The organism is Pedobacter sp. UC225_61, assembly GCF_044452285.1.
GTDB lineage: Bacteria > Bacteroidota > Bacteroidia > Sphingobacteriales > Sphingobacteriaceae > Pedobacter.
In genome coordinates this window covers 1,390,985-1,417,406 of record NZ_JBIOAL010000001.1, presented here as the reverse complement: position 1 = coordinate 1,417,406, position 26,422 = coordinate 1,390,985, and the positions used below count along the sequence as shown (strand labels likewise).

At 33.2% G+C, this 26,422-nt stretch carries 24 protein-coding genes; 1 reads left to right on the top strand and 23 read right to left on the bottom strand.

Going from position 1 to position 26,422, the window contains the following annotated elements:
• Nucleotides 1-36: 36 nt before the first annotated feature.
• The 23 genes from ACHMWN_RS06840 to ACHMWN_RS06730 all read right to left on the bottom strand — a co-directional run bounded on the left by ACHMWN_RS06840 (nt 37) and on the right by ACHMWN_RS06730 (nt 25,372).
• Nucleotides 37-1,971 (bottom strand): polysaccharide biosynthesis protein, encoded by a 1,935-nt coding sequence (locus ACHMWN_RS06840; RefSeq protein ID WP_397298893.1) that lies wholly within the window; start codon nt 1,969-1,971, stop codon nt 37-39.
• A 65-nt stretch (nt 1,972-2,036) separates the two neighbouring features.
• On the bottom strand, nt 2,037-3,212 hold the full coding sequence (locus ACHMWN_RS06835; RefSeq protein ID WP_397298890.1) for a DegT/DnrJ/EryC1/StrS family aminotransferase: 1,176 nt from the start codon (nt 3,210-3,212) through the stop codon (nt 2,037-2,039).
• A 190-nt stretch (nt 3,213-3,402) separates the two neighbouring features.
• Nucleotides 3,403-4,008 (bottom strand): acetyltransferase, encoded by a 606-nt coding sequence (locus tag ACHMWN_RS06830; RefSeq protein ID WP_397298887.1) that lies wholly within the window; start codon nt 4,006-4,008, stop codon nt 3,403-3,405.
• A gap of 2 nt (nt 4,009-4,010) precedes the next feature.
• On the bottom strand, nt 4,011-4,598 hold the full coding sequence (locus ACHMWN_RS06825) for a sugar transferase (RefSeq protein ID WP_397298885.1): 588 nt from the start codon (nt 4,596-4,598) through the stop codon (nt 4,011-4,013).
• A 4-nt stretch (nt 4,599-4,602) separates the two neighbouring features.
• Nucleotides 4,603-5,784, bottom strand: coding sequence for a glycosyltransferase family 4 protein (locus ACHMWN_RS06820; protein ID WP_397298882.1), 1,182 nt, complete (start codon nt 5,782-5,784; stop codon nt 4,603-4,605).
• Nucleotide 5,785: 1 nt separating this feature from the next.
• On the bottom strand, nt 5,786-7,117 hold the full coding sequence (locus ACHMWN_RS06815; RefSeq protein WP_397298880.1) for a glycosyl hydrolase family 28-related protein: 1,332 nt from the start codon (nt 7,115-7,117) through the stop codon (nt 5,786-5,788).
• An 18-nt stretch (nt 7,118-7,135) separates the two neighbouring features.
• On the bottom strand, nt 7,136-8,518 hold the full coding sequence (locus ACHMWN_RS06810) for a phenylacetate--CoA ligase family protein (RefSeq protein WP_397298878.1): 1,383 nt from the start codon (nt 8,516-8,518) through the stop codon (nt 7,136-7,138).
• 13 nt (nt 8,519-8,531) lie between these two features.
• Nucleotides 8,532-9,671, bottom strand: a complete 1,140-nt coding sequence (locus ACHMWN_RS06805; protein WP_397298875.1) for a glycosyltransferase — start codon at nt 9,669-9,671, stop codon at nt 8,532-8,534.
• Between the two features lie 19 nt (nt 9,672-9,690).
• Nucleotides 9,691-10,902 carry a hypothetical protein gene (locus ACHMWN_RS06800; RefSeq protein WP_397298873.1) on the bottom strand — a complete coding sequence of 404 codons (1,212 nt, stop codon included), beginning with the start codon at nt 10,900-10,902 and terminating at the stop codon, nt 9,691-9,693.
• 2 nt (nt 10,903-10,904) lie between these two features.
• The gene (locus ACHMWN_RS06795; protein WP_397298871.1) at nt 10,905-12,002 is read right to left on the bottom strand and encodes a glycosyltransferase; all 1,098 of its coding nucleotides are present in this window, start codon (nt 12,000-12,002) and stop codon (nt 10,905-10,907) included.
• Nucleotides 11,999-13,072, bottom strand: a complete 1,074-nt coding sequence (locus ACHMWN_RS06790; protein ID WP_397298869.1) for a polysaccharide pyruvyl transferase family protein — start codon at nt 13,070-13,072, stop codon at nt 11,999-12,001. The genes ACHMWN_RS06795 and ACHMWN_RS06790 overlap by 4 nt, the downstream gene beginning before the upstream one ends.
• Nucleotides 13,073-13,097: 25 nt before the next feature.
• Nucleotides 13,098-13,994, bottom strand: coding sequence for a glycosyltransferase (locus tag ACHMWN_RS06785; protein WP_397298866.1), 897 nt, complete (start codon nt 13,992-13,994; stop codon nt 13,098-13,100).
• A complete protein-coding gene (locus ACHMWN_RS06780; protein ID WP_397298863.1) occupies nt 13,991-15,484 on the bottom strand; it encodes an O-antigen translocase in 1,494 nt (497 codons plus the stop codon). The genes ACHMWN_RS06785 and ACHMWN_RS06780 overlap by 4 nt, the downstream gene beginning before the upstream one ends.
• Nucleotides 15,484-16,587 carry a DegT/DnrJ/EryC1/StrS family aminotransferase gene (locus ACHMWN_RS06775; protein WP_397298860.1) on the bottom strand — a complete coding sequence of 368 codons (1,104 nt, stop codon included), beginning with the start codon at nt 16,585-16,587 and terminating at the stop codon, nt 15,484-15,486. Before ACHMWN_RS06775 ends, ACHMWN_RS06780 begins: the two co-directional genes overlap by 1 nt.
• A gap of 32 nt (nt 16,588-16,619) precedes the next feature.
• Nucleotides 16,620-17,552 (bottom strand): hypothetical protein, encoded by a 933-nt coding sequence (locus ACHMWN_RS06770; protein ID WP_397298858.1) that lies wholly within the window; start codon nt 17,550-17,552, stop codon nt 16,620-16,622.
• Nucleotide 17,553: 1 nt separating this feature from the next.
• Complete coding sequence (locus ACHMWN_RS06765) at nt 17,554-18,030, bottom strand: acyltransferase (protein WP_397298856.1); 477 nt, start codon at nt 18,028-18,030, stop codon at nt 17,554-17,556.
• Entirely contained in the window at nt 18,017-18,949 is a 933-nt protein-coding gene (locus ACHMWN_RS06760; RefSeq protein WP_397298853.1) for a DegT/DnrJ/EryC1/StrS family aminotransferase, read from the bottom strand. Before ACHMWN_RS06760 ends, ACHMWN_RS06765 begins: the two co-directional genes overlap by 14 nt.
• Nucleotides 18,950-19,010: 61 nt before the next feature.
• Complete coding sequence (locus ACHMWN_RS06755) at nt 19,011-19,424, bottom strand: sugar 3,4-ketoisomerase (RefSeq protein WP_397298850.1); 414 nt, start codon at nt 19,422-19,424, stop codon at nt 19,011-19,013.
• A 3-nt stretch (nt 19,425-19,427) separates the two neighbouring features.
• Nucleotides 19,428-19,820: a sugar 3,4-ketoisomerase gene (locus tag ACHMWN_RS06750; protein ID WP_397298848.1), complete on the bottom strand. Its 393-nt coding sequence runs from the start codon at nt 19,818-19,820 to the stop codon at nt 19,428-19,430.
• Nucleotides 19,821-19,874: 54 nt separating this feature from the next.
• Nucleotides 19,875-20,864, bottom strand: a complete 990-nt coding sequence (locus ACHMWN_RS06745) for an SDR family oxidoreductase (protein WP_397298846.1) — start codon at nt 20,862-20,864, stop codon at nt 19,875-19,877.
• Between the two features lie 2 nt (nt 20,865-20,866).
• Nucleotides 20,867-22,168 (bottom strand): nucleotide sugar dehydrogenase, encoded by a 1,302-nt coding sequence (locus tag ACHMWN_RS06740; RefSeq protein ID WP_397298845.1) that lies wholly within the window; start codon nt 22,166-22,168, stop codon nt 20,867-20,869.
• Nucleotides 22,169-22,174: 6 nt separating this feature from the next.
• Complete coding sequence (locus tag ACHMWN_RS06735; RefSeq protein ID WP_397298842.1) at nt 22,175-24,586, bottom strand: GumC family protein; 2,412 nt, start codon at nt 24,584-24,586, stop codon at nt 22,175-22,177.
• A gap of 18 nt (nt 24,587-24,604) precedes the next feature.
• Complete coding sequence (locus ACHMWN_RS06730) at nt 24,605-25,372, bottom strand: polysaccharide biosynthesis/export family protein (RefSeq protein ID WP_397298839.1); 768 nt, start codon at nt 25,370-25,372, stop codon at nt 24,605-24,607.
• Nucleotides 25,373-25,756: 384 nt separating this feature from the next.
• Between ACHMWN_RS06730 and ACHMWN_RS06725 the strand changes: the two genes are divergently transcribed.
• Nucleotides 25,757-26,395 (top strand): DUF6266 family protein, encoded by a 639-nt coding sequence (locus ACHMWN_RS06725; protein WP_397298837.1) that lies wholly within the window; start codon nt 25,757-25,759, stop codon nt 26,393-26,395.
• Nucleotides 26,396-26,422: the final 27 nt, after the last annotated feature.

Below are 26,422 nucleotides of genomic sequence, written 5' to 3'. Positions count from 1 at the left end.
TAACCAAGTCTCCTTATGTACAAGAATCCTGCCAGTTTAACTTACAAATTGATTAACCAATTTTTCATACACTGGGTTTTTACTCTTAAATTCTGGTACTATTTTCTTTATTTGCAACACCAGTTGAGCATTATTATTTGCAGTGGCATACATTATCAATTTATAAATTTGTTGTTCTATCTCATTAAAAGAAATAGGCGCCGCATTAACAAGTTTAATCTTTTCATGCGTAGTTGGTCCTGTACTCTCGTCAATAAATGATTTTTCATACAGCTTTTCTCCTGGTCTTAATCCAGAAAATTGAATTTTAATATCTTCATTAGGCACAAATCCAGCAATACGAATCATCTTTTTTGCTAGATGAAGTATTTTAATCGATTTGCCCATATCAAATATAAATATTTCACCGCCTTTACCACTTGCACCGGCCTCTAAAACTAATTTACATGCTTCTGGTATCGGCATAAAATAGCGAGTCATTTCTGGATGTGTTACTGTGACTGGCCCACCCTTTTCAATCTGCTCTTTAAAACGAGGGATAACAGAACCATTTGAGCCCAATACATTACCAAATCGTGTTGTTATAAATTTGGTAATTGGTCTTACTTTTAGTTCGTTAATATAACTTAAGCCATTACTAAAAATATGGTTTGCACTATGTAAAGAACTATTTAAGGACTGCACATATAACTCTGCAATGCGCTTAGACGCTCCCATAATGTTAGTTGGGTTTATTGCTTTGTCGGTAGAAATCATAATGAACTTTTGAACCCCATGCTTTACCGCTTTATCCGCAAGCACCTTAGCACCCAAAACATTCGTCTTTATAGCTTCCGAAGGATTATCTTCCATCAATGAGATATGTTTATATCCAGCGGCATGATAGATAAAGTGAGGATTATAGGTTTCAAAAAGCTGCTCCATTCTAGCAGCATCTTTTATATCTCCCACGAAAGCATGGAAAGACCGATTCGGATGTGTTTCTTCTAGCTCCAAATAAATATGATGCAGTGCAGTTTCGTTTTGATCGCACAAAATGAGTAAACCTGTATCAAATTTTAAGAGTTGTTTTATTAGTTCACTTCCTATAGAGCCAGCCGCCCCAGTAATCAAAATTCTTTTCTCTTTTAACTGGCCCTTAATTTCCTCCGTATTAATTTCAATCGCTGTTTTTTCCAATAAGTCTTCGATGTGCACTTGTTGTAATTGCGCTAATGTAAGTTCTCCTCTTTGCCAAACTGCTGGCAATGGAATATTCAAAATATTTACCTTGTGGGTTAAACAAATATCGGTTACTTTATCTTTCTGTTCAGCGCTAATTGCATGTGCAGCGAAAATTAGCTCATCCACCTCATGGTTGGTAATCAGGTATGCCAATTTACGTGCATCCAAAATTTGAATCCCATCTATCGTTTTGCCTACTTTACGTAAATCATCATCTACAAATGCAATTATACTTTTATTCACTTTTGCATCATGATCAAAGGTACGTTTAGTAGCCACACCAGCTTCTCCTGCCCCATAAATTAATACTCGAGTTTTATTAAGCCTAGCATTTTTAATGTACATAAAAAAGTATTTAATCAATACCCTATATATAATTAAAAACAAAAAGCTAAACAGGGCTTGGATAATTATGGTCGTTGCACTAATGAATTTTGTTAACCCATATAACACAAAACTGGAGTGGATAATAAATACGAGAAAGGAGCTAAGCAAAGTAGCAAAGAATATTCTAAATGAATCCTGAATACTGGTATATCGAACAATTCCAGTAAATGTTCTTACACTACAAAAAACCACTATATTAACTGCAGAAAAAATCAATATTGATTTATACAATGCAATTGCATTTAGCTCTTCAACAGCAAAGTTATGTCGTACTAATTTGGCTAAAACCAATGCGATTAGGCATAGAAAAAAATCTATAGCAAAGATCACCCAACGAGAAACAATCTCAAGTTTAAACATGAATTAGCGTTAGTTAATGCTTAAAGTTAAGAATAAATAAAATAAGTGGTAGTGATTACTGAAATTTATCTGATATCTGCTTTAACAGTAATCTGATTGCTTTTTTCTTGAAGAGAAAGTGTTCTCGAAATATTGTCAACTACCCTTTGTAAATCTTCAGTATTTAGGTTAGAGCCTGAAGGCAAACAAAGACCTTTTTCAAACAATTGTTCTGACACACCATTACCATAAAATACTGTATCCTTAAAAACGGGCTGTAAGTGCATTGGTTTCCACAACGGTCTACTTTCTATATTCTCAATGGCTAGCTCGGCAGCTACCAATTCTCTAGTTACTCCATTACATTTTTTTGGATCAATTAACAATGTACTTAACCAACGATTGCTATAATAGCCAGCTGGTTCTTCCATTAAACTCACCCCTTCAAATACCGATAATGCTCGATTATAGAACTGAAAATTCTTTCTTCTTTGTTCTACTCGTTCATCTAAAACCTCCATTTGTCCACGACCAATAGCGGCACACACATTACTCATCCTATAATTATAACCAATTTCGTTATGTTCGTAATGAGGTGTATTTTCTCTAGCTTGAGTAGCTAAAAACCTAGCTCTATGAATATAATCTTCGTTATTAGATAATAACGCTCCTCCTCCAGATGTGGTAATAATTTTATTGCCATTAAAAGAAAGCACCCCCATTAATCCAAAACTACCCATTGCTTTCCCATTAATAGTAGAACCTAATGCCTCTGCCGCATCTTCTATTACTGGAATATCGTATTCGTTTGCGATAGCCATGATTTTATCCATCTGAGCTGGCATGCCATACAAATGAACAGGAATAATCGCTTTTGGCTTTTTACCTTTTGCAATACGGTCTTTTATTGCCTCAAGCAACAAATCTGGACACATATTCCAGGTTTCCTCTTCACTATCGATAAAAATTGGGGAAGCACCTACATAAGCAATTGGGTTTGCACTTGCGGAAAAAGTCATACTTTGACAAATCACTTCATCCCCTCGTTGCACACCAAGCATAATTAATGCCAAGTGCAATGCTCCAGTGCCTGAGCTTAGGGCTGCAGCATATTTAGTATCGGTATATTGAGCTAAATCCTGTTCAAAAGCATTCACTTGAGGACCAAGAGGAGCTATCCAATTCGTCTCAAAAGCTTCATTGACATACTTTTGTTCGGCACCACCCATGTGTGGAGAGGAAAGCCAGATTTTTGAACTCATTAAATCGTATTCAATTTTTAAATAACGTAGTGTAGATCACAAAATTATCCTTATACCTTAAATAACAGGATTTTATTATGAATGTAAATTTACAGTTAATTTTTTAACTATTATAGAGCAGTAAAGAATAAACAACTTATTTGTTACAAATCTGACAAACTACAGTAAAGCCTTTAGTAGTTTCTTCGATTTAAACTGAATTGTATTTAATTACCTTAGTTGGATTACCCACAGCTACTGCGTAATCTGGAATATCTCTTATCACCACTGCCCCAGCACCTACAGTTGCCCATTTTCCAATTTTCACCCCATGCTTAACAGATGCGCCAATGCCTATATGTGAACCCTCTCCAACATGTACACCACCACCTATGCCAACTTGTGGAGAAATATGGGCATAGTCGCCAATAATACAGTCATGATCAACTGAGGCATTCGTATTAATAATCACATGTTTTCCTATAGTTGTACCTACATTCACACTAGCATTCGCCATTACTACTGTACCCTCTCCAATACTAGTTAATTGTGAAATTGCACTTTTTGGATGGATAGCTTTTCCAAAACCGATGCTGAGATCCTCCGCAATTTTTTTACGAGTCAAATTATTACCTATTGCTATAATAACAGGTTGATGTCCACTTGCTTTAAAATCATTAAAATTTCCACAGATAGGTTGATCTAAAACAGCTTTAATAGATGGATTTTCATCCCATACCCCATTTATCTCTTGATTAGAGGTTAAAAGTATGTCTATAATTACCTTGGCTTGTCCGCCTGCGCCGATGATATGCATTACTAGTTTCCTTTAAATTTTTCCATGGTTAGTGATGTAGCTGAAGATATTCCCTCTCTAATCAGAATTTTTTTTATGGTTAATCCTACTATTTTCAAATCTAACCAAAAATTAACATGGTCAACATACCATACATCGTATTCAAATTTTTGTTGCCAACCTATTGTATTTCTTCCATTTACTTGTGCCCAACCTGTAATACCAGGTCTAACTTCATGCCTGCGGTATTGCTCAGCTGAATAAAGTGGTAAATATTCTGGTAATAAAGGTCTAGGGCCAATTAAACTCATCTCGCCTTTCATTACATTCAGTAATTGAGGAATTTCGTCTATTGAGGTCTTCCTTACAAATTTACCAATCGATGTTAAACGAGCTGCATCTGGCAATAAATTACCATTTATATCTCGTTGGTCAGTCATGGTTTTAAATTTAAAGATTTTAAAGATTTTACCATCCTTACCTGGCCGTAGCTGAAAGAAGAGTGGGCTACCTTTATTCACAAAAAACAATAGCATTAAAATAACCAAAAAGACTGGAAGTAGTACGACAAAAGCAAGGCTACTTAGCACAAAGTCAATAAGACGTTTCACAATTCTAGTATACAATGCTTTTTTCCTTTAAATGTAATTGATATTCAGCTAGAATTAAATCCCAAACCTTTTGTTGTTCATAACGATCTACAATCATTGTTCTCGCTTGTGCTGCCATATAATAGTAGCTATTTCGATCCAAATATAAGGACTCCATTGCACTCCTTAAAGCATTACTATCTTTTGCAGGAATAATTAAGCCGTTCTCACCCTCAATGATAATTTCATTGCACCCATTAATATTGGTTACAATAGCTGGCAAGTTAAAACATCCTGCCTGCATAGGTACATTTGGAAAACCTTCTCGATAACTTGGAAAAACCAGCGCTTTACTGAGTGCCAAATAGGGCTTTACATCGTTTTGATAACCTACAGCAATAATTGCTTTGTTTGTGTTAATTATCTCCAGGCATTGTGAAGACAATGGATCCAATTCTTTCTCTTCTGGTCCAACCAATAACAATTTCAAATCAGGATATTTTACAGCGAGCAGATGAAAAGCCTGAACTAATTCTTCTATGCCTTTATCTTTAACCAATCTACCCACAAATACGAAGGTAAAATCAGTTGGCAATATTCCATACTGCTGGCCTAAGGCAGTAGCCTTTTGCATCACTTCATCAGTTCTTTGAAATGCCTTTGTGTTAATTCCATTACTACTTCCATTCCCTATTACCTTTAATTTATCTGTTTTTGTGAATTTTTCTTGGATGATAAATTCCTTTAAATTGCTAGAGTTAGGATAAACTTTAGTTGCACATGTATAGGTAAGTTGCTCTACTAATGCCAATATTTTTCGTTTAGCCCCTTTAGTTTCCATTAAAGGTAAGCCAGCTACTGTATGTAAACGAATGGGTACTCCGGTTATAAAACTAGCTAACATCCCTAACAAGCCTGCTTTAGGGGTATGTGTATGAACAATTTGGGGCTTAAGTTTTCTAAATACTTTTATTAATTGATATAAAGATTTTAAATCTGCAAATGGCGATATCGTCCTGGTCATATTCACCGGAATAAATTCGGCCTGTTCATCAGCTGATAATTGATCCTTTCCTTCAAAATCAGATGAAATCATGGTCACTTTGAACCCATGCTCACTCATGTACTTCATTTGACCAGCAATGAGCTTTTGCAAAGAAAGAGGAACGGTTGTGATACGTACTAATTTAGTTTTATGATTCGACATCTCAATGGTCATTTACAAGCTTAGCACCTTGATAAGACACCTTCGGTTTTTTGTTATTTTCTTCTGAATAAAATACATTACCTGAAGATTGTTTAACGCCTTGCACTAAAGATTGAATTTTCCTAGCCCCCCAAGTTTTTGACGGGATAAAAATTCTATTATTTAGAAAATTCACATTAGAATTCTGCAGATAAGGGAAATAGGATGTCAAAAAATCGCCAGTAAATTTTAAGTTGTTATTTTCTATAGATATGCCATTACTTTTAATATTAGCATCAGCAACTATTCCTCTTGCCGAACTTTCTATTATACTATTAATTATTCTCACATCGCCATCAGGCATGCCATTCCAAGTAGTATAAATATTGCCCCTACCACATTTTATTTCGCAATCTGCAATTAAAATGTTTTTCGCCGCTAATATGAGTGTATACATTGATTTACTATTTCTAGAATCTATTACACAGCTTTTTAATTGAATACCTTGTGTTAGTTTAGGTCTGGAAACAACAAATTGACTCCCTAAATTGTTGCTGAATTCGCAGCCCTCAAATTTGACATCTTTAACCTTTAAACTATCTCCTGTTGATGGCTCTATGTCAACGCCAGCACTTGGTGCATGATTACCATAATTACCTTTAGAAAAACCAGTATTTATAAACTTACAATTTGTAAAATAACCATTTGTTAAATACCCTATAGACATACCTTGTCTTGCATTATAAGATGAAATAACATTAGACGCTTTTATATTGAATGACGGCTTCTTCGTCCCTCTTATTACTAAACCATCTGTTTGGGCGTGATGTAGATATAAATTATTTAAAGTTACATTCTCAGATTCAGAAATGTATAAAAGATATCCACCTGTTTCAACTACACCCTTATCCCTGGTCATCTTATCTACACTTCCATTAATTTCCAAGTTTTCTATAGTAACGTTTTTACAATTGTTAATCATAAAAGGAATTACTGTAGAGATATTACTAAATGAATGCTTAGTGCTCTTTTTCGTAATAGCACGATTAAAATCTCCCTTCAAAGAAATCACTGCATTAGAACCATATATTTTTAATCCATCACAATCTTTGTATTCTAAATCAGCTATTTTATCGCTATTATGGTATTCGCCAATGAAATATGTTCCTGATGGAAAGTAAACTTCGCCTCCTTTGTTCCGGTTAATTTCATTAACTACTTTTTTTAGCGCTAAGTAGTCATTTGTTACCCCATCTCCTTTTGCGCCATAATCTCGCACATTTATTCGTTGTGCATAGGTGTTTATAGCACATATTATGAATAAACTACACAAAGCTTCTTTTAAAAAACCCATACTTATTTATCTTGGTTTTTAATTTATAAGATGTTTAACATTATTTTTGATGATACGATATTTCCCGCTTTTTTCATTATCAATCTCATCAACATAATTAATATCTATTTTCATTTGATGACCTAGCCTATCAGTCCAATTTTTCATGAAAGTTTGTTCAATTTGTGAATTGTAAACATTCTTATCTATTACCACTTTGACTTGGATAACATTAAGATCATCCTGAATAGCCTGAAACTTTATAATTCCTTTGGTATCTTTCAGCGTATTAGATACATTTCCCAAATTAATTTTACCATTTTCGGGCGAGTATAAATAATCATCAATTCTACCTAAGATTTGCTTCACTAAAGGGTTTTTATTTTCGCACGAACACGTATCATCTGTTAGTTCAATCGAATCTCCTATATCATACCTAATCAATGGTGTTCCTGTTGTTGTAAATGAAGTAATCACCAGTTTGCCCGATTTTGCTGGTCTATTGTGATGATCTAAAACCTCAAATACACCACTCTGTAGCTCTAAGTGAAGGTTTCCATTCTGACATTCAAAAATAAAAGGAGCTCCTTCGGATGAGGCATATTGGTCATACATGGGTGCGCCAAAGAATTTTTCAATGTATAGTCTCATTTCATCTGTAATTGTTTCGGCAGTTGGAAATATCGCCTTAACCACATTAGTTGGAAATTTGTATCCCTTCTTTACTCCATATTTCGCAATTTCTACTATAGAAGATGGAAAACCAACGATAAATTCTGGAGCAAACTCAATTAGGTTTTTTATATAATATTCTAAATATTCTTCCTTAATGTGGAACGTAGAATAATAACGTACATGATAAAGATAATCGGTTTTCCAAAATCTATTTTTAGTAATATCTGAGGGGGTTAATAGACTTTTACCTGAAAACCAAGCCGTTTTTTTGCCTAAAGCATATCCAAAACGAGATCGAAAATCATCAAGCATTGCAAAACGCTCTTGCATATCCTTAGGTGTAAACAGTACTTCTAATGATTTACCTGTTGTACCACCTGTTTTAGAAATAATACCCTTAGCCTTTTCTATTGTTAAAATGTCTTTTATGTTATTTCGAAGTTGTTCCTTATCTAGGATGGGTAGTTTACTAATGTTGTGTATATTTTCAGGGTCTTTTATAGAAGCATAGAGATGTTTATAGTAAGTTGAATTAGCCAAAGCTTGTAAAATAAAACTTTTATATCGATTAGCCTGAACTTCTTCTAATTCACGCTTAGAAAGACCTCTGTTTTTCTTAAAACCAGCAAGAAAGGATTTATAAAATCCTCCATAGCGCTTTTTATAGGCTAAGAAATTAAAAGCACTAACCATACTATTCTGAATAAAATTAGGTGCGAAATCATATAATTTATCTTTCAATTTCATAGCTATTCTTTTACTAATCTAAAATTTCATACAATTTCTCCATAATAATCTCAGTTCTATACTCTTGAGCCCTTTCTAAACTCAACTTACTCAGCTTATGTCTTATTTCTGGATTTTGAATTAAATATTCAATTGCAGCTTTAAGCCCTAAATGATCATCAACATTAATCAATATTCCATATTTAGCTACAAAAAAACTACCAGTATGTATTGGTACTTCACTATTTTCATTTAAAATTTCTAATGGGCCAGACATGCAATTGGTCGATATGATAGGGAGACCAACAGCCATAGCTTCAAGAACTACATTTGGAAATCCTTCAGAATTAGAAGATAATATAAAACAGTCACTTTGCTTTAAATAATCATTCACGTTTGTTCTTCTTCCCAAAAAATTAACATGCTGATCAATTTTAAACTCAGCTGCCATTTCAATCATATCATTTTCCATCACTCCATCACCCACAAAATCTAGTTGATACTTAAAATTTGCGTTTTGTAAAGCCCTTAAAATAAGACCTTGGTTTTTGATTGGATAAATAGAGCCTACATTTATTAGTTTAAAAATACCACTATCTATTTGATTAGCAGGAGTAGGATTTGAATTATTTGAAATATGAATTGGATTATAAATCACCTTACAGGGGATAGACACTTTAAAGTTCTCCATCAAATCAGTATTGATATGAATAGAGTTTGAAAAAAGAAGATCGGCTCTATTATAAAATAATGGAATAAGGATTTTATAGAACAGATACCTAGACTTTGTTGATTTATAAGCGATTGACGGATAACATCTTTCGCTTATAATTACTTTTATATTCGGGTTAAAAATTTTAACAAACCCATTTATTAGGTTTGGTCGTGTTAAAAAGGAGAGCGAAACAGCTGCTTTGTTCTTCTTTAACAGTTGCATATATTTCCTTATAGCAATTGGAAATGAGAATATTTTAGCGAAAAAAGATTGTTTTTTCTCGTTGTTTAAAATAATCAAATTCACATCCCTTGGAATATCAAAATGGATATTATTACTAAATAAAACTAGTGTAATCCTATATTTTTGAATTAAAAATGGGAGGATTAAACTGATTACCTTTTCTGCACCACCGCTTCCCATACTCAACGTCAAGATATATATATTTTTCTTCTCCATTTAATTAAGCCAAAACAAATTATTTACTAAGTCCTTCTTGAATTCTTTTGCGCTTTAGAAACGCCATTCTTTTCAGACTTAATTCGTAAGAAAACGTAGTATACCCAAAAACAATTAATGCAAAGATAAAAGGAACCTTTTGCCGCAACATAATACCCAAATTACCCAATATTAAAGAAAACGTTAAAGCACCAATTAAGAAGAAAAATAACAAAGATTTTATTACACGGTTACTTACCCTAAATGTAGGTATCGAATTATTGAAAATAACTTTTATAGTGAAAATCAATAAGATCAAATTCTCAAAAGAAGACACAACTGCTAAAACTCCATTGATGTCAAAAAACAAGGGACGATAAAGGAAGGTAAAGACTTTAGCTGGGTAAGAATAACTACTTAAATCTATTCCAGAACCAGATGAACTACTTAAAACTCGCGTTTTATTTGCTGAATAAGCCTCAATAGTTTGAGTATCCAAACTTTCTAGCTTTACAAAATTCATTACGTAACTAAATAAATAAAATGCTAAGGATGCAAATACTGCAACAATCAGAATTTTTTGATAGGTTTTCATCTTAACATCAAATAGTGTTGCGATACCAAATGAGATCATTAAAAATAAAACAATATGAGGTCTAATAAAGAAACCAAAAGCCATACTGGCAATTAAACCAATAAACCTCTTTTTCATATTTATAATACTATGCATAAATAAGGCTACACAAAAGAAAAGGATGGTATCTTTTCCTAATCCGGAAGTCCAGAAGTGTAAGTTGGGCAAAAATAACAAGCCAGGAAATATTGGGATGAATAACAGTTTATACTTACTGATATACGTATAATGCGGCAGAATTTCTTTAATGATGTTATAAAACAACAATACCCCCCAATACCCTAAAACAATATAAAGGAAGGATCCTGAGAAAAAAGACAATTTTAAAACTTGTGCAGGCACATAGTTTACCAACAATATAAAGCCCGTTGCACTTCCATTTGAAATCATAGTAATGATATCACTAAAGCTAAACTGCATTGCTTTATCCCAATATACTGTTGCATCACCACCATAGGCCATCACATAAAAATAGAATACGATACCTATAGCAACATGATAAATATACAACCAATTTAAAATCTTATGATCGTACTTACTATAACCAGAGTATATCTTTTTAAGATATAAACCTGCTATAAATAATATAACACAAAAGAATATGTTCAGTAGAAACATTACTATTTTTTATTTAAAAATAACTCTTCATACCTATTGACAATAGCGTGTATCGAAAAATCATTTGCCCGCTCCATTCTTGCTTTTTTTGAAGAAGTTTGATTAGGATTTCTAATTTCATCAATAATGGCCAGCTTTAATTTTTCTTTATTATGTATGGGCACCAATACACCAACTTCTCCATTTAACAATATTTCCGCTGGACCACTTTTGCAATCTGCAGCAATTACAGGTAAACCACAGCTTAAAGCCTCAACCAATACATTGCCAAACCCTTCTCGTACTGATGGAAAAACAAATAAATCTGATGAGTTAAGCATTTCTCTTGGAGAATTTACAAATCCAGGTAAAAACACTTTCTTGTTCAAATTTAAACTTGAAGTTAAGTCTTCTAAGTTTTTACGTTCGTAACCTTCTCCTAAAATATAAAGCTCATAAGTATCCCTATCTTCTACCTCTTGTAAAACTTCCCCAAAAGCTTCAATCAATAATTTAAAGTTTTTATCTCTATCTAACCTCCCAATAGAAATTAAACGGTATTTATCATCGCTCCTTCTTTCAATTGGCATAAAAAGATCTTCAACCGGATTATTAATAACAATTGTTCTTTTTATCTTTTTAATAATCGATATCAAATCATCTTTTACGCCTTCCGACACACAAATGACTGCATTTGCATCCTGATACAGTAATTTAGCCAATTTAAATATGACTTTAAAAGTAAGCCCTTTAGTGGTTGCAATGCTATTAGATACATGACTATGTTCAGAAAAATAGAGTTTGCCCTTATATCTAGCTAATTTAGCTGCTAAACCTGCTATAACATTCACATACATCATAGAGGAATAGAATATACTTGGGGTATTCTTTCTTAGATATGCTGTGATTTCTAACAGGTTTTTTGAGATATTCCGTTTTTTAAGTAGCTCAATTTTAATATTCTTATCTAATCTCTCTAAATAAGGGCCCTCTAGTTTAGACATTAATAAAGTAACCGCCCACCCTCTTGCACATAATTCATTTGCAATGAGCATGGTTACTTTCTCTGCTCCACCACCATTCATAGAAGGTATTAAAAATGTAATATCTTTTTTTATCATGAATTAAAAATTGGAGCTAAGCCTAATTCTACTTCTTTACTAATCTCGCTTACATCTTTATGAATAGCAATATAAGCCTCATTAAAAGACCTTAATTTTTGAGACAACAGGTATGGCATTACCTCACATCCATATTTTAAGCCTAAAATTAACGCATGCATTCTTCCAGAATAAACCAATTTTGCTTTTTTTAGCTCTTCAATTAAATCAGTTAAGTTTTGAATAGCGCAAATTTCATGTGGCGTTTTATTTTCTGCTACTAAGTATTCATTATATTCGTTAATGGCTGTTACATCTAAAAGAGTGGTATAAAAAAGCTTAACCGTTAACCCCATTTTTTGTATCCCCTCAATTTCTAAAAAAACCGACGCAAAGTAAGTATCCTTGGTTACTGCTTTATTATATTTTAACACCACCTCTTCATAACTGGCAATACCAACCAATGCCACATCTGTTTTTATCGGAACTTCTGTATGCTTACTCTTATAAAAGGCAATATCAGGAATCAAATCAGCTTTCTTGGTGTAAATTTTACGTAGTATGTGTTGAGAAAACTCATCTCTAACCCAAATATGATCAGCTTTGTTTAAAGCGCTTTGATATAGGTAACGTTCTACTTTATTAAATTGTGTTGCTGCTCCAATGGCAACAAAATACAATTTGGCTTGTTTAGCCTGTTTTTTTATTAAATGGGTAAACCAAAACAAAGCAATAGCAAAAGCACTTGGAAAATTCGTTCCCGAGGTATTTATCAATTGACCACCCCCTATGCTTACAATTGCATAGTTATTTCCGTTTAAGGTATTAAGGATGACTTTACGATTAGTTAAAAACCAGTGGAAAAAACTAAGAGATGCTTTCAGTTTAAGAACTAGATTGTTTTTTTTTACTTTCGTTAAAGACAAAGATTTATAGTTGTACTTAGGTAATGCCTGAATGTTTGGCTTAGATAAATATAAAAAATCAACCGCATAGCCTTTATCCTCATAAAACCGGGTAGCTGCTTCTAAAATAGCTTGGTCTCCTAAGTTATGGCTGTATCCTTCATTTATGACTAAAACCTTCTGCATGTATGCCTCTTCTAATTTTTAATTATTAACGTTTGTAGGCTATATTTAGGAATTTTATACGAATCACCTTAGATAAAGTATTAAGCTTGCTCTTTTTACCATCAAACTTTAACTTTCTTAATTTATATTCAAGACCTATTCTTTTAAACAAACGTTCAAAACCTTTATCATCTATTTTCTTGTCGTCGTAAAACTTTAATAAATCTCTATAGTATTGCGCTACAATAGATAGGTTAGATATTTTACGCAAATTACCTGCACTCGACACATTGTTATCATGCCTTCTATACAAGATTAAATCCTCATTTACTCTAAGCAAACTACCTAGCATTAACGTACGCAATACCAATACAGAATCTTCTGTAGGGCAATTTTTAGAAATAGGACCAAAGTTAGACATCAATTCCTTGCTCATGATACGGCCAGGTGCAAATGTAGAAATAGGTTCTAGATTCAGATAGTCATTCAATGTATATTTCTTCTCCTTAAATTTTAAATCTTGATAAACTCCTTTATCTTCTCCTTTGCCATTAATGATACGACCATTAAAATCAACCATTAATACATCTGGGTACTTTTCTATGTAGGATACCGCAGTTTGGATGTGATTTTCTTTGGAAACATCATCACAAGCCAACAGAATAAAATAATCGCCAGTTGCTAGCTCACAAACCTTCGAAAAATGCGCACTCACACCCATATTCTTTTCATTTCTATTAAAAATGATTTTGTTAGGGCCTTTATAATTTGCTATAATATCCTCAATAATAGCACAGGTAGAATCAGTAGAACAATCATCTGAAATAATTATTTCCAGTGGACTATAGTGCTGCTTCAATACACTTTCAAAAGCTTCTTGAATATATTCCTCCTGATTGTAAGTAAATAAACAGAAAGAAATTTTTTTATTATTCTCAATCATAATTTCTTTACTCGTTTTAGATATAAATTTTTAAGTGTAGCGTTAAGATGAATACGCTTATTCATTTCTCTCCATGACAAGATCACGGAGATTGCTATAATAATCGAACCAATTAAATAAGTAATAATTCCAGATAATTGGTTAACAATAATAAAACATAAAATAGCCAATGTAAACTGTATTAAAAAGATCTTAATAAAAGCTTTAGAGAATTTAAATGAATAGAGCCTATTAACACTTAAGAATACTTGGGCAAAATATAAAAAATAAGCTACCAGAAATGAAACACCCAAGCCAGTTAAGCCCCAAAAATAATAGCCAGTAATGTTAAGCACTAAAAGGTAAATATTTGCGGTAACTTCATTCCAAAAATAAGCTTTACTTTCACTTTTAGCTAAAAATATGATGCTCATAGCCCAGCTAGCTGCTTTAAAAAATATACCCAAAGCCGCCCATTGCACCATACTTGTAACTAATACAAACTCATGTGAGTATAAAAGAACGATTGCCCACTTAACAAAAATCAAGAAGAACACTAAAATTGGCGCCAATATTAATAGAGCAATTTCTGCTTGTTGATTTACTTCTTTTGCACATTTATCGTTATCATTTGCTACAGCAACCAACCTTGGATAATAATCTGTACTCATTGCTGTAAACACCATACCTACATACGTACCAATTAAAGAGAAACCAGCTACATATAACCCAACATCACCAACGCTCCCATAATTGTTGATAAAGATACGCTCTAAAAAAGTGGTTCCAGTTGACACCAAACCACTCAGGCTGATTAAAAAGCCCATTTTTAACATCTCTTTACCCTCAGTAAGAATTAACTCCTTGTCTGGTTTATATTTTGGTATGTGTATTTTATTCGAAAAATACCAGGTCAGTAATAGGGCAGTTATAGAAGTAATAATAATTGCAGGTACTATTCCTTTTTCTCCAAAAAAGTAATATAAAGGGATAGAAGTAAATAAGCCAATTAGCGCTCCAAACATGCTAGATTTAGCCATGTACTGGATTTTCCGCATGCCTCGTAAAATAACTGTTTGACCAGCACTTAGTTGTCCAAAAAATAACGTTACGGAAATAAGCATAAAGGCAATGGTATAGTTACTATTCCCAAAAGCTAATTTACTTAACCACGGAGCCAATATGAGTGTTACAACAAACCCTAATAAACCGGTAGCCCATACCAACTTCTGGAAAGTAGCTACTACTTTACCTAATTTTTCATCATCCCCAGAAGAATGTGCAGCGGCTATATTTTTTACAGCAGAAGTACTTAACCCAAAACTAGTTAAACTGGTAATAAAAGCAGTATTAGACATTAGTATACCAACAATCCCCATTCCAGTAGGGCCTAATAAAATAGCAACAAATTTACTTCTTACTATGGCAATAAGTATATTAAATACCTGTACTCCTCCAAAAATAGAAGTGGCTTTAAATATCTGTTTATAAGAATTTTTTTCTTCAGACATTATCGTTGAAAATCTTGGATCAAAGTTCCAATTTCAATAACCATTTCTTGTGTCATGCCTGGCCACATTGGTAAGCTTAAACAAGTATCTGCTATTTTTTCGGCTATTGGAAAATCACCTTTTTTATATCCTAAGTTTTGATACGCTTTTTGTAAATGAGGTGGTATTGGGTAATGAATTAAAGTACCAATCCCATTGTTAGTTAAATATGCTTGTAATTTGTCTCTGTTCTCTGTTCTTATCACAAATGTATGATACACATGTGTTGCATCTTTTGCTGTAGTAGGCAAAATTATATGCACTATATCCTTTAACACTTCAAAATACCAATCTGCAATTTCTTGACGTTGTAAAGTCCATTCCTTTAAAGATTTTAGCTTAACACTTAAAAATGCAGCTTGGCATTCATCCAAACGCATATTATGGCCTATTACTTCATTATGGTATTTCTTTTCTGATCCATAATTCCTTAAAATAGCAGCTTTTTCAGCTAATTCTTCGTTATTAGTTGTTACAGCACCAGCATCTCCTAGGGCACCTAAATTTTTTCCAGGGTAAAAACTAGTTCCATTTATATCCCCCCAACTACCTGTTAATTTGCCTTTATAGGTTGCTCCCTGTGCTTGTGCATTGTCTTCAATTACTTTTAGGTTATGCTTTTCAGCTATTTCCATAATCGCCTCCATTTCACAAGCCTGGCCACACAAATGTACTGGCATTATGGCTCTTGTCTTTGAAGTGATAGCAGCTTCAATTTTACTAGGATCAATATTATAGGTATCCAAGTTTGGCTCAACGAATATTGGTGTTGCACCTACATAAGAAACAGCTAATGCAGTAGCAATGTAAGTATTTGATGGTATGATCACCTCGTCTCCAGCACCAATATCCAATACTTTTAAAGCAATATGCAAGGCATCAAGCCCATTACTTATACCTACACAGCAACTAACTTGATTAAAGGTAGCATATTCCTTTTCAAAGTTTTTAACTCTATCTCCTAATATGTACCAACCCGAATCAAAGAAGGATTCAAAAGCAGTAAGAATTTCTGGCTTTATTTTTTGATTAACTTCTGAAAAAGAAACAAAAGGTATTTTCATTGTAATAATATTAATATTTGTTCTAGAGCTTATTATAAATTAATTCTATAAAAATCTATGGTAACAGCTCTTGCTCCCATCATTTCTTTTTGCTGGATTAAGCCCGTATTTAGAACTTGTCCATTGTTAGTAGTTGAAATACCAAAACTGAAGTAATTTCTATCAGTATATTTATTATTAATTAGCTCGTGATTTATAAAATCCAGCGCCCCCATGTTTCGACCTAACTCAGAGTTAGCCATATATTGGGTATGAACTACTTTATCGAATTCATATATAACTATCCCAGCTAATAGTTCTCCATCTAATCTTGCCTCAAATAATCTTATTTGGCTAGGAAAACGAGTTTTCAATAATTCTATCTCTTGTAGGCTATGTACAGGTTTTACGTTAAATTTTTCTAAAACTCTTGTTAACAACTGCCAATACTCCTGAAAACTATTCGACTCATTGATGACAAGGTCTTTATTCTTACATTTTGTAACCGATTGTTTTTTACTTTCAGAAAATTTAATAGGAGAATCTAATGCCACGACAGAAGAAATGTCTCTTCTAAACAGTAACGCATTAGAACGAAAAAGAGCATATAAATCCTCCTGAGCTAAATAAGAATGAAATATTTGAGGAATTGCTTTATAGATAATCGTGGTAAACCGAATTGATTTATAGTATGCTAGAAATTTTTCAAAAATCTGAAGAACCTCGTCTGCCTTAACATCCAAATTCATAATTAACCCGCCGAATGTTAATCCACCATGAGATTGAATTTCTGAGCCTACTTCGTTTGCAGGAAATAATGCGGCTATTTTTCCTTTTTTATATATAATTAATGAATGATCTACAAAACGCTCACTGTGATAATCCATATAATCTCTATAAAATAGAAAAAGTCCATTTTTAGAACTTTTAATAAAGTTATCCCATTCAGTCTTATTTACATTTTGATATCTTTCTACTTGAAACATACTATTTGATTAATTTTTTGATAACTTTTGCTGGACTACCACCAATAACACAATTTGCGGGAAAACTTCTATTGACAAAAGAGTTTGCAGCAACCACACAAAATTCTCCCAATTCTACACCGGGCATAATTATCGCATTTGCACCAATCCATGAATGATCTCCTATTTTTACTGGTCCAGTAATTAACGGAAATTTCGCTTGCATTTGCTCACTTGCATTGGGTCCAGAATCTGCCATAATATTTACATTTTGAGCAATGGATACCTTTTTTCCGATTGTAATTTTAGCTGCATATCCATTAATTATGGTGAACATTCCAACATATGATCCTTCACCAATCTCAAGAATGCAATTTGGAGAACCATATATGCTGCAGTACTTTGCAACCTTAACTCTATCACCCAATATCACATTATTAATTGAGGATGTAGTATCTACTACTACCTCTTTGCCAAGCTGAATATTACTTATCTGCATAAATAAAGTATTTAATAAGTGAAACTATGAATTTGATGTCTATCTCATCTTGGGTTTGGTTAACGGGAATGAAAAAAGTTTCTTCTCCATAAAACACACTTGCTTCAACCCCATTTTCTTGTAGAAATATTTTTAAGCCATCTTTATCAACTATTGTTGGTACTTTAAACATAAATACAGTAGGAACTTCATTTTCCTTCAACTGAAATCTTTCCTCAACTCCAATGGCCGCTAATTCTTTCTTGAAAGAAGAATAATTCTTCTCTCTCCTATCTTTTATATCTTGGATGTTTTCAAGATAATATGAACTTAATTTTTTTAAGTCCTGTTGAATCCTTTCATTAGTATCATAAGGTGATACAAACCCTTGCTTATTAACTTTAAGTACACCTCCGAATTGGATTGGAAAAAACTTCGGCAAGCTAAAAACAGTATAATCACCGTATTTACCAACCTTATTATATGAATCATTTGAAAGCATACTCATTGCCATATCTTCTATAATAGGCAATCCTAATTCTAGTATCTCTTTCATTTTATCATAAATCATTCCGAACTCATGAATTACTAATACTAGTTTTGTTTTAACACTTACAATTCTGTTCCAGTTACAAATCTTTTTTATTTGATCTGTCACACAACTACTGACATATTTGTTTCCACTAGTCGTAACAATATAAACCTCATCATCTTGCTTCAAATCATATTGTTTTAACGCAGTTAATAAGGCAGCTTTTCCACTATCAAAAAAATAATGCTCATCTCCAAAAAATGTATTTAAAATACGAGTGTTGACCTCTACATTCTCAGTAACAATTAAATGATTCTTTTTTACGTATTCAGTTGAAAATGGGCTTATATTGTATTGTGGAATACGAAACCTTTCTGGACTTATATTAAATTGATTATAATAGATCATTACATAAATGAGATATAATTAAACTTTACTAGTTAATAGAATAATAAACTTTTATACCCTTTTACCTTGATTTAAATATTTTATAGTCTTCGTAATCTCTTATATAGTCATTCTCATCATAATTTTCAGAGGCCATTACTAGCAATACTGATCCAGATGAGAAATTTTCTAAGTCTCTCCATATTCCAGGAGGAACATATAACCCATAATTAGGTCTATTTAATACAATTGATCTTTTAATTTTCCCATCATCTAGTATAACATCAAAACTTCCACTAGCAGCAATAATAATTTGATGTAAATTCTTATGTGCATGCCCACCTCTACTCTCACCACCAGGCACATCGAATAAATAATAAATACGCTTTATCTCGAATGGAATAATAGAGTCTGCGTGATCTAAAACAGTGATATTTCCAGCTCTATTATGAATTTTGGGTAATTCCAATACCGAACAATTAAAAACATTCGCCATCACCTATTTTTTAAAATTATCAAAATCACGTATATAATCATCTTCTGAATATTGCTTATCAGAAACGATTAACGCTAAAGAATTAGTAGAAAAGTTTTCTAGGCTACGCCAAATTCTATTAGGCACATATAAACCGTAATAAGACCGGTTCAAATTAAATTTAATCTCTTTTTCTCCATCGTGCAATACCACATCAAAAGCACCAGATAGGGCCACAATAAACTCTTGTTGTTCTTTAAACGCATGCCCGCCTCTTACTTCTCCTCCAGGTACATCATAAATCCAATAGGTACGTGCAATTTTAAATGGCAATTGTCCATCATGCTCAAAAAAGGATAAATTCCCTCGTTCATCCAATATTTTGGGTAAATTGATTAGATAAGGCTGATTGTTCATGTTTTAAATTAAATTTAATCTCCAAAAATCACTGTGAGATAATTTCTAATAAATTTAACTGTTATTGCTTGTATAATAGGCATACACTAAATCTAAACCTTCCTTAAATTTTACTTTAGGCGAATAGTCCAATGTTTTAGTTATTTTATCAATACTTGCTTTAGAATGTTTCACGTCTCCTTTTCTTTCAGGGCCATAATTTGCTTGAATGTCTTTCCCACTAATTTCTTTTAATAGGTTAACCATCTCATTTAAACTAATCTGGTCTCCGCAGGCCATGTTAAATACTTCGTGCTTTCCTAAATCATGAACAAGCATTGCTTTTATATTTGCTTGCACAGCATTCTCTACAAAAGTAAAGTCACGGCTTGTGATACCATCTCCATTTATTAAAGGTTGTACACCTTCTATAAAGGCTTTACAAAATATAGGGATAACCGCAGCATACGGATTATTGGCATTTTGCCTTGGGCCAAATACATTAAAATACCGTAAGCCTATTGTATTTAAGCCATATACTTTGCTAAAAACATCGGCATACAGCTCATTTACTAACTTAGTAACGGCATAAGGAGATAATGGATTACCTTCGTTACCTTCTACTTTTGGCAACATAGGGCTATCACCATAGGTAGACGAAGATGCTGCATATACCATCTTTTTTACATGTTGAGCATCCTTAACTGCAGTAAGCATATTTAAAAAGCCAGAAATATTAACTTCATTAGAGGTAATAGGATCTGCGATAGATCGTGGTACAGAACCCAAAGCCGCTTGATGACTAACATAGTCTATATCTATGAGTGCAGCTTTACATGTTTCTAAATCTCTGATGTCACCTTTAATAAATTCAAAATTTTCTAAGCCGATGTAAGGCTCTATATTTTCATAATAACCATTGGATAGATTATCTAAAACTCTTACTTTTTTAGCGCCATATTTAAGCAGATATTCCACTAAATTAGATCCGATAAAGCCAGCTCCACCGGTCACTAAAAAAGATTTATCTGTCAACTCTTCACTATGGTATTTTAATTCGTACATTTTTATAATCTTGAATCTACAACTTCTTTATTCAGAAAACCTTTAACATCATAAACCACAGCATTTGTAGCCTTTAATTCATTCAAATTAAGGACTTTAAACTCATCATGACTTACTGTTAATATGATGGCGTCGTATTTTGTTGATTTAACATCTTCAAAACTATTAGCTGTGCTTATTCCGTATTCATGTAAAACTTCAGCTGGTTTTGCCCATGGATCATATACCATAACATTCGTATTATAGGTATCCAATTCTTTAATGATATCAATTACCTTAGTATTCCTTACATCTGGACAGTTCTCTTTAAAGGTGAAGCCTAACACTAAAATATTTGCGTTTTTAACTGCAATATCTTTTCTAATCATGAGCTTAATCACTTCTTGCGCTACATACGCCCCCATATCATCGTTAAGCCTTCTACCTGCTAAAATAATCTCTGGATGATAGCCTAATTCTTGTGCTTTTTGTGCTAAATAATAGGGATCAACGCCAATGCAATGCCCACCAACCAAACCTGGTTTAAATTTCAAGAAATTCCACTTTGTACCCGCTGCTTCTAGTACTTCATGGGTATCTATCCCCATTCGATTAAATATTTTGCTCAACTCATTTACAAAAGCAATGTTAATATCACGTTGTGAGTTTTCAATTACTTTTGCTGCTTCGGCAACTTTTATACTACTAGCCTTATGTGTACCCGCCGTAATGACCGAACAATACAATTGATCTACAAACTCAGCTATTTCTGGTGTACTACCAGAAGTTACTTTTAAAATTTTAGTAACGGTATGTTCTTTGTCTCCCGGATTAATCCGTTCTGGAGAATAGCCTGCATAAAAATCGACATTGTAGCTTAAACCAGATATTTTTTCTAAAACCGGCACACATTCATCTTCAGTAACACCAGGATAAACGGTCGATTCATAAACTACTACATCACCTGGTTTTAATACTTTCCCTACAGTTTCACTTGCTTTGTACAAAGGAGTTAAATCTGGTCTATTGTGTTTATCTGTTGGAGTAGGAACTGTGATGATATATACAGAGCAATCTTTTAAATCATCAATCAAATTAGTTGTATATAACCCTGTGCCATTAGGATTTGATAAGGTAACAGCTTTTAATTCTTCCTCTTCAATTTCTAAAGTATGATCTAATCCTTTTCTTAGCGCATCTATCCTGTTCTGATTGATATCAAAACCTATTACATTATATTTTTTTGCAAAAGCAACTGCTAAGGGTAAACCAACATAACCAAGTCCAATGACTGCAATTTTTGTATCCGTACAATTTAATGTCATATCTAATTAGGAACGTTTAAATAATTTTTTAAAAACTTTTATGATACCTCGGTTTTTTTCATGTTTACTGTCATCAGAATAGTAACCATAACCGTAGCCATACCCATAGCCGTACCCATAGCCATACGTGCCACCATATCCACCTTTTTCATATTGAATACCATTAATAATTACAGACAGGTTAGGTAATTTTTTATCTGTATAGAGATCATTTAATAAATTCAAAGAAGATTTATACGAGTACTTATGTCTAATTACAAATAATGATAAATCAGATAACTTACCTAAACTTAATGCATCGGCAACTAAACCAACGGGCGGAGAATCTAAGATGACAAAATCAAAATTTTCTCTCAAATAGCTAATCAGCATAGCCATTCTATTATTAATAATCAATTCGCCTGGGTTTGGTGGAATTGGACCCGAACTTAGAATATTTAGATTTGGGTAATTAGCCAATGGCTGGATAATTTCTTCAGGACGCATTTGATCATCAATCAAATAATTGGTAATTCCCTTTTTATTCTTCAGACCTAATTTTTTCGAAAGCATTGGTTTCCGAAGATCTAATTCTAAAATGGCCACTTTCTTATTCCCGATAGCGATACTATTGGCCAAATTCAAACTCACAAAACTCTTCCCTTCACCACTCATAGATGAAGTTACAATGAGCACCTTATGATCTTTACTCCCTCCAATATAAGACAAGTTCGTTCGAATAGCCCTAATCTGTTCGGCAATTGCCGATCTATTTAGCGTTGTAATTGCAATTGGATCTTCTGAAGGACTAAAACTTAATTCGCCAAGAATAGGCACATTAGTTCCGTTTTCTACTTCTTTTTTAGTTTGAATAGTTTGATTAAAGAAAAGACGAGCAAGGATAATTAAAGCGGGTAATAATAACCCTACTAAACCTGCTAAAGAATAAATTATTTTAGTAGATGGAGAAACAATGCCTTCGTTTAGTACATCATCAACTGTTCTTGATTTGACTACACCTGAAGAAACTAATTGTATTTCTGTTTCTTCTCTTTTTTGAAGTAAGAATAAATATAAGGTTTGTTTAATATTTTGCCTTCTTGTCAGTTCTATAAATTGCTTTTCTTTTTCTGGCAAGGCTTCGAATTTGCCAGAAAACCTGTTCTCTTGTCCAGAATAATAATTATCTGTCTTTTTAAATTGTTGCTTAATATTCCCAATGTTTGCCAGAATATTTTTTCTCAATTCTGTTAATTGCGTGTTAATACCATCCAACCTTACATCTGCTTCTGTACCAGTACTTAAAACAGCCTGCTTTTGCATCACCATTTCATTGTATTTTACAATTTGAGAAGTCAAAACTGGGTCTTCTAAGCCACTAGCCGTAGCAATAATTTCTTCTTTACCTGAATATTTTTTAATCGTTTGCTCTACTAGTTCCAGCAATTGCTGTTGATAGCTATTTTCTGTTTTCTTTGCATCGATGGATTGGAGATTCCCCAGTAATTCTGTAGCAGAGGCTGATACATCGTAAATTTTATTGTTGGCTTTAAAATCTCTAACCTTATTCTCTTCCTCTTCCAACTCAGCGCTTACTGTCGTTAATCTTTTGCCTAAAAAATCTATCGCACTATGAATAGCTTGGTTTTTGAAGTTTTGGGAAGTTATATTATATTTATTAATTAACACATTAATAAATGCCTCTGCTCTTTCAGGTACTTCATCAACTACAGAAAGTTGAAGCAAACCAATTCCCCCGTTTTTTGCTTGAGCAACGTTTAATCGAGAAATGTACTTTTTTACAGCGCCTAATCTACCCAAAAATTGAAAACCAAACTCACGCTCTCTTACCAGCGGGATATTTGGATTTCTTTTAATAATTATCGTGTCCTGACGTACAATTATGGGTTCACCATAGTTACCAGAATAGGTTTTTGAGGCATCTTTAATTGTAAAGGAAGATGGATTTACAATCAATTGATAATTTGAACTAGCTATATCTTTAAACTTTCTCTTCGCAGTCATAATTATCGGCAAATTATGCTGGAAAACGGGTTGCTTTCTAATATTGCCTAAAGAAGTAAATACCTGATTTAATTTTAAAGAGTCTACCACCTGACCAATCAGTGTATGTGATTTTAAGATGAATATCTCATTATTGAGTGCCGATATGTTATTATCTGCTGCTGCGTTAGCTAAGCCTGCATTTGTTAAAATCGAATTTGTACCACTCTCTAAATCTCCCCCACCAATCAAGATATAGCTAGACAATTGATATTGAGGAACCGTATATCTTAAATATATTTTGGCACCTATTAATGCTATTGTTAAACTCAGAATTATCCAAAGATAATTATTGATGAGCTTAAATAAATATTGTTTAAGGTCAAATGAATTACTAGCAATTTGTTTTTTGTCTTCCTCAAAAAAGTCTTCCATTCAAAGGTGTTTGTTAAATTAAAATTTAGAAAAAATAGCAATAATCCCTACGGCTACAGTAACTAAAGAAGCATAGAATCGCGCTTCCTCACTAAACCTTCTACTATCTCGAGGCTGAACGTAGATTACGTCATTATGTTTAATTTGAAAAAGGTTGGCATTGTACAAAATTTCCTTACTTCTTAAATCTACTTTAAAAATTGTTCTTTTACCATTATAGTCTCGATATATTTGAATATCATATCGCTTAGCGGAAATTGGTAAATCTCCTGCAGCACCTAATGCATCTAAAAAGGTAGTGCGCTGTAAGGGCAAAGTATAGGTTCCTGGCGCTCTTACCTCACCTAAAACAGTAAATTTTATTTGAAAAAACCGAACACTCACCAAAGGTTCTTTTAAGTATTTAGCTAATAAATTGGTTAATTTCTCTTTATATTGAGCTGCGGTTAAACCTCTAGCAAGTACCTTGCCTAAGTATGGAAATTCAATTGTTCCATCTGATTCTACTAATAAACCAGATACTTCACTTTCCCTAGCTACTCCAGTACTACCCCCTGCATTTGAAACTCCACCATACGAATTGAACATGCCTGCAGCAACAGGATCCTGCGCTCCAATCGTAATAATCAATCGATCGCCATCTTGAATATATCTTTCTTCTTGCGCCATTGGCGGCAAATCTACTACACTACTATCAGGGAGGTCATTAAAATAGCGCAACTGTTTAGTAGAACTACATGAGCTAAATACAGCGATGGCTAAGAGTAGATAAAATATTCTTTTCATTGGCAAATGATCCTATTTAATTCTTCAAATATACAATTTATGCCTTACTCCATTAGTATGAATTTATTGTAATAATTAAACTTGCATATATTTTTTTCTTTTAAGGAAATCTGATTGCTTTAAAAGTTTATTTTTTTCTAGTGTCCGCATTAAATCGATCAGCTATTCTCTTTTTTAGGATAAGAATGCATTATAAAAATAAGTTTGCTATGTAGCTGTTAAAACGCACTTTGGTCGGGGTTTGGTCGGGGTTTGGTCGGACTTGTGACAATTGAATCCGAACAAAGTGCGACTGAAGTGCGAATTTAATTACTCCCATCACTATTATTTACAATTGTTTTAGTATCTTAGTACTAATCATCCCGTTTATGTTTAAAAAAAAATATGGCAACATTCAACAACGGAATCAACGGGGGTTTCAACGGAAAAGTAGGTAGCGCAGTAGGCTATCAGCTAAATGGCAAATGGGTAATGAGAGGTTTACCTAAATTCAGTCCAAAAAACAAAAAAGGAAGCACCAATCAGAAGGCATGTAGATCAGGCTTTACCAAAATGCAGCATTTTCTTAGTCCAGTAATTGCCTTTATTAGGGTGGGGTTCAATCTCGAATCTAAATTGAGGCAAATGAGTGCGCATAATGTAGCCAAATCTTACAACATGCTCAACGCACAAGATGCAAATGGAGAAATTGATTGCGCTAAAATTCATCTAACCTATGGAAACCTAATTGGTGTAGAAAATGCCACTATTGCAATTGATGATACGGGCTTCCATTTCAGTTGGGCCAACAATGCTGGAAACAATTGGATTAGGGAAACTGACCAAGTAATGGTAATGGCGTATACCATGGAACATCAACGATGTTATTACAAATTAAGTGGTGCCCGAAGAAATGAAGTGAAAGAGACATTAGAAATCCCCTTACAGGAAAAAGGAAATGAATTTCACATTTGGACTTCATTTATAGCAGATGACAGAGCACAAATTTCGATGAGCAATTATATTGGAAGCTTTATTTTTTGAGTATGCTGAAATTGGTTATATGAAAAG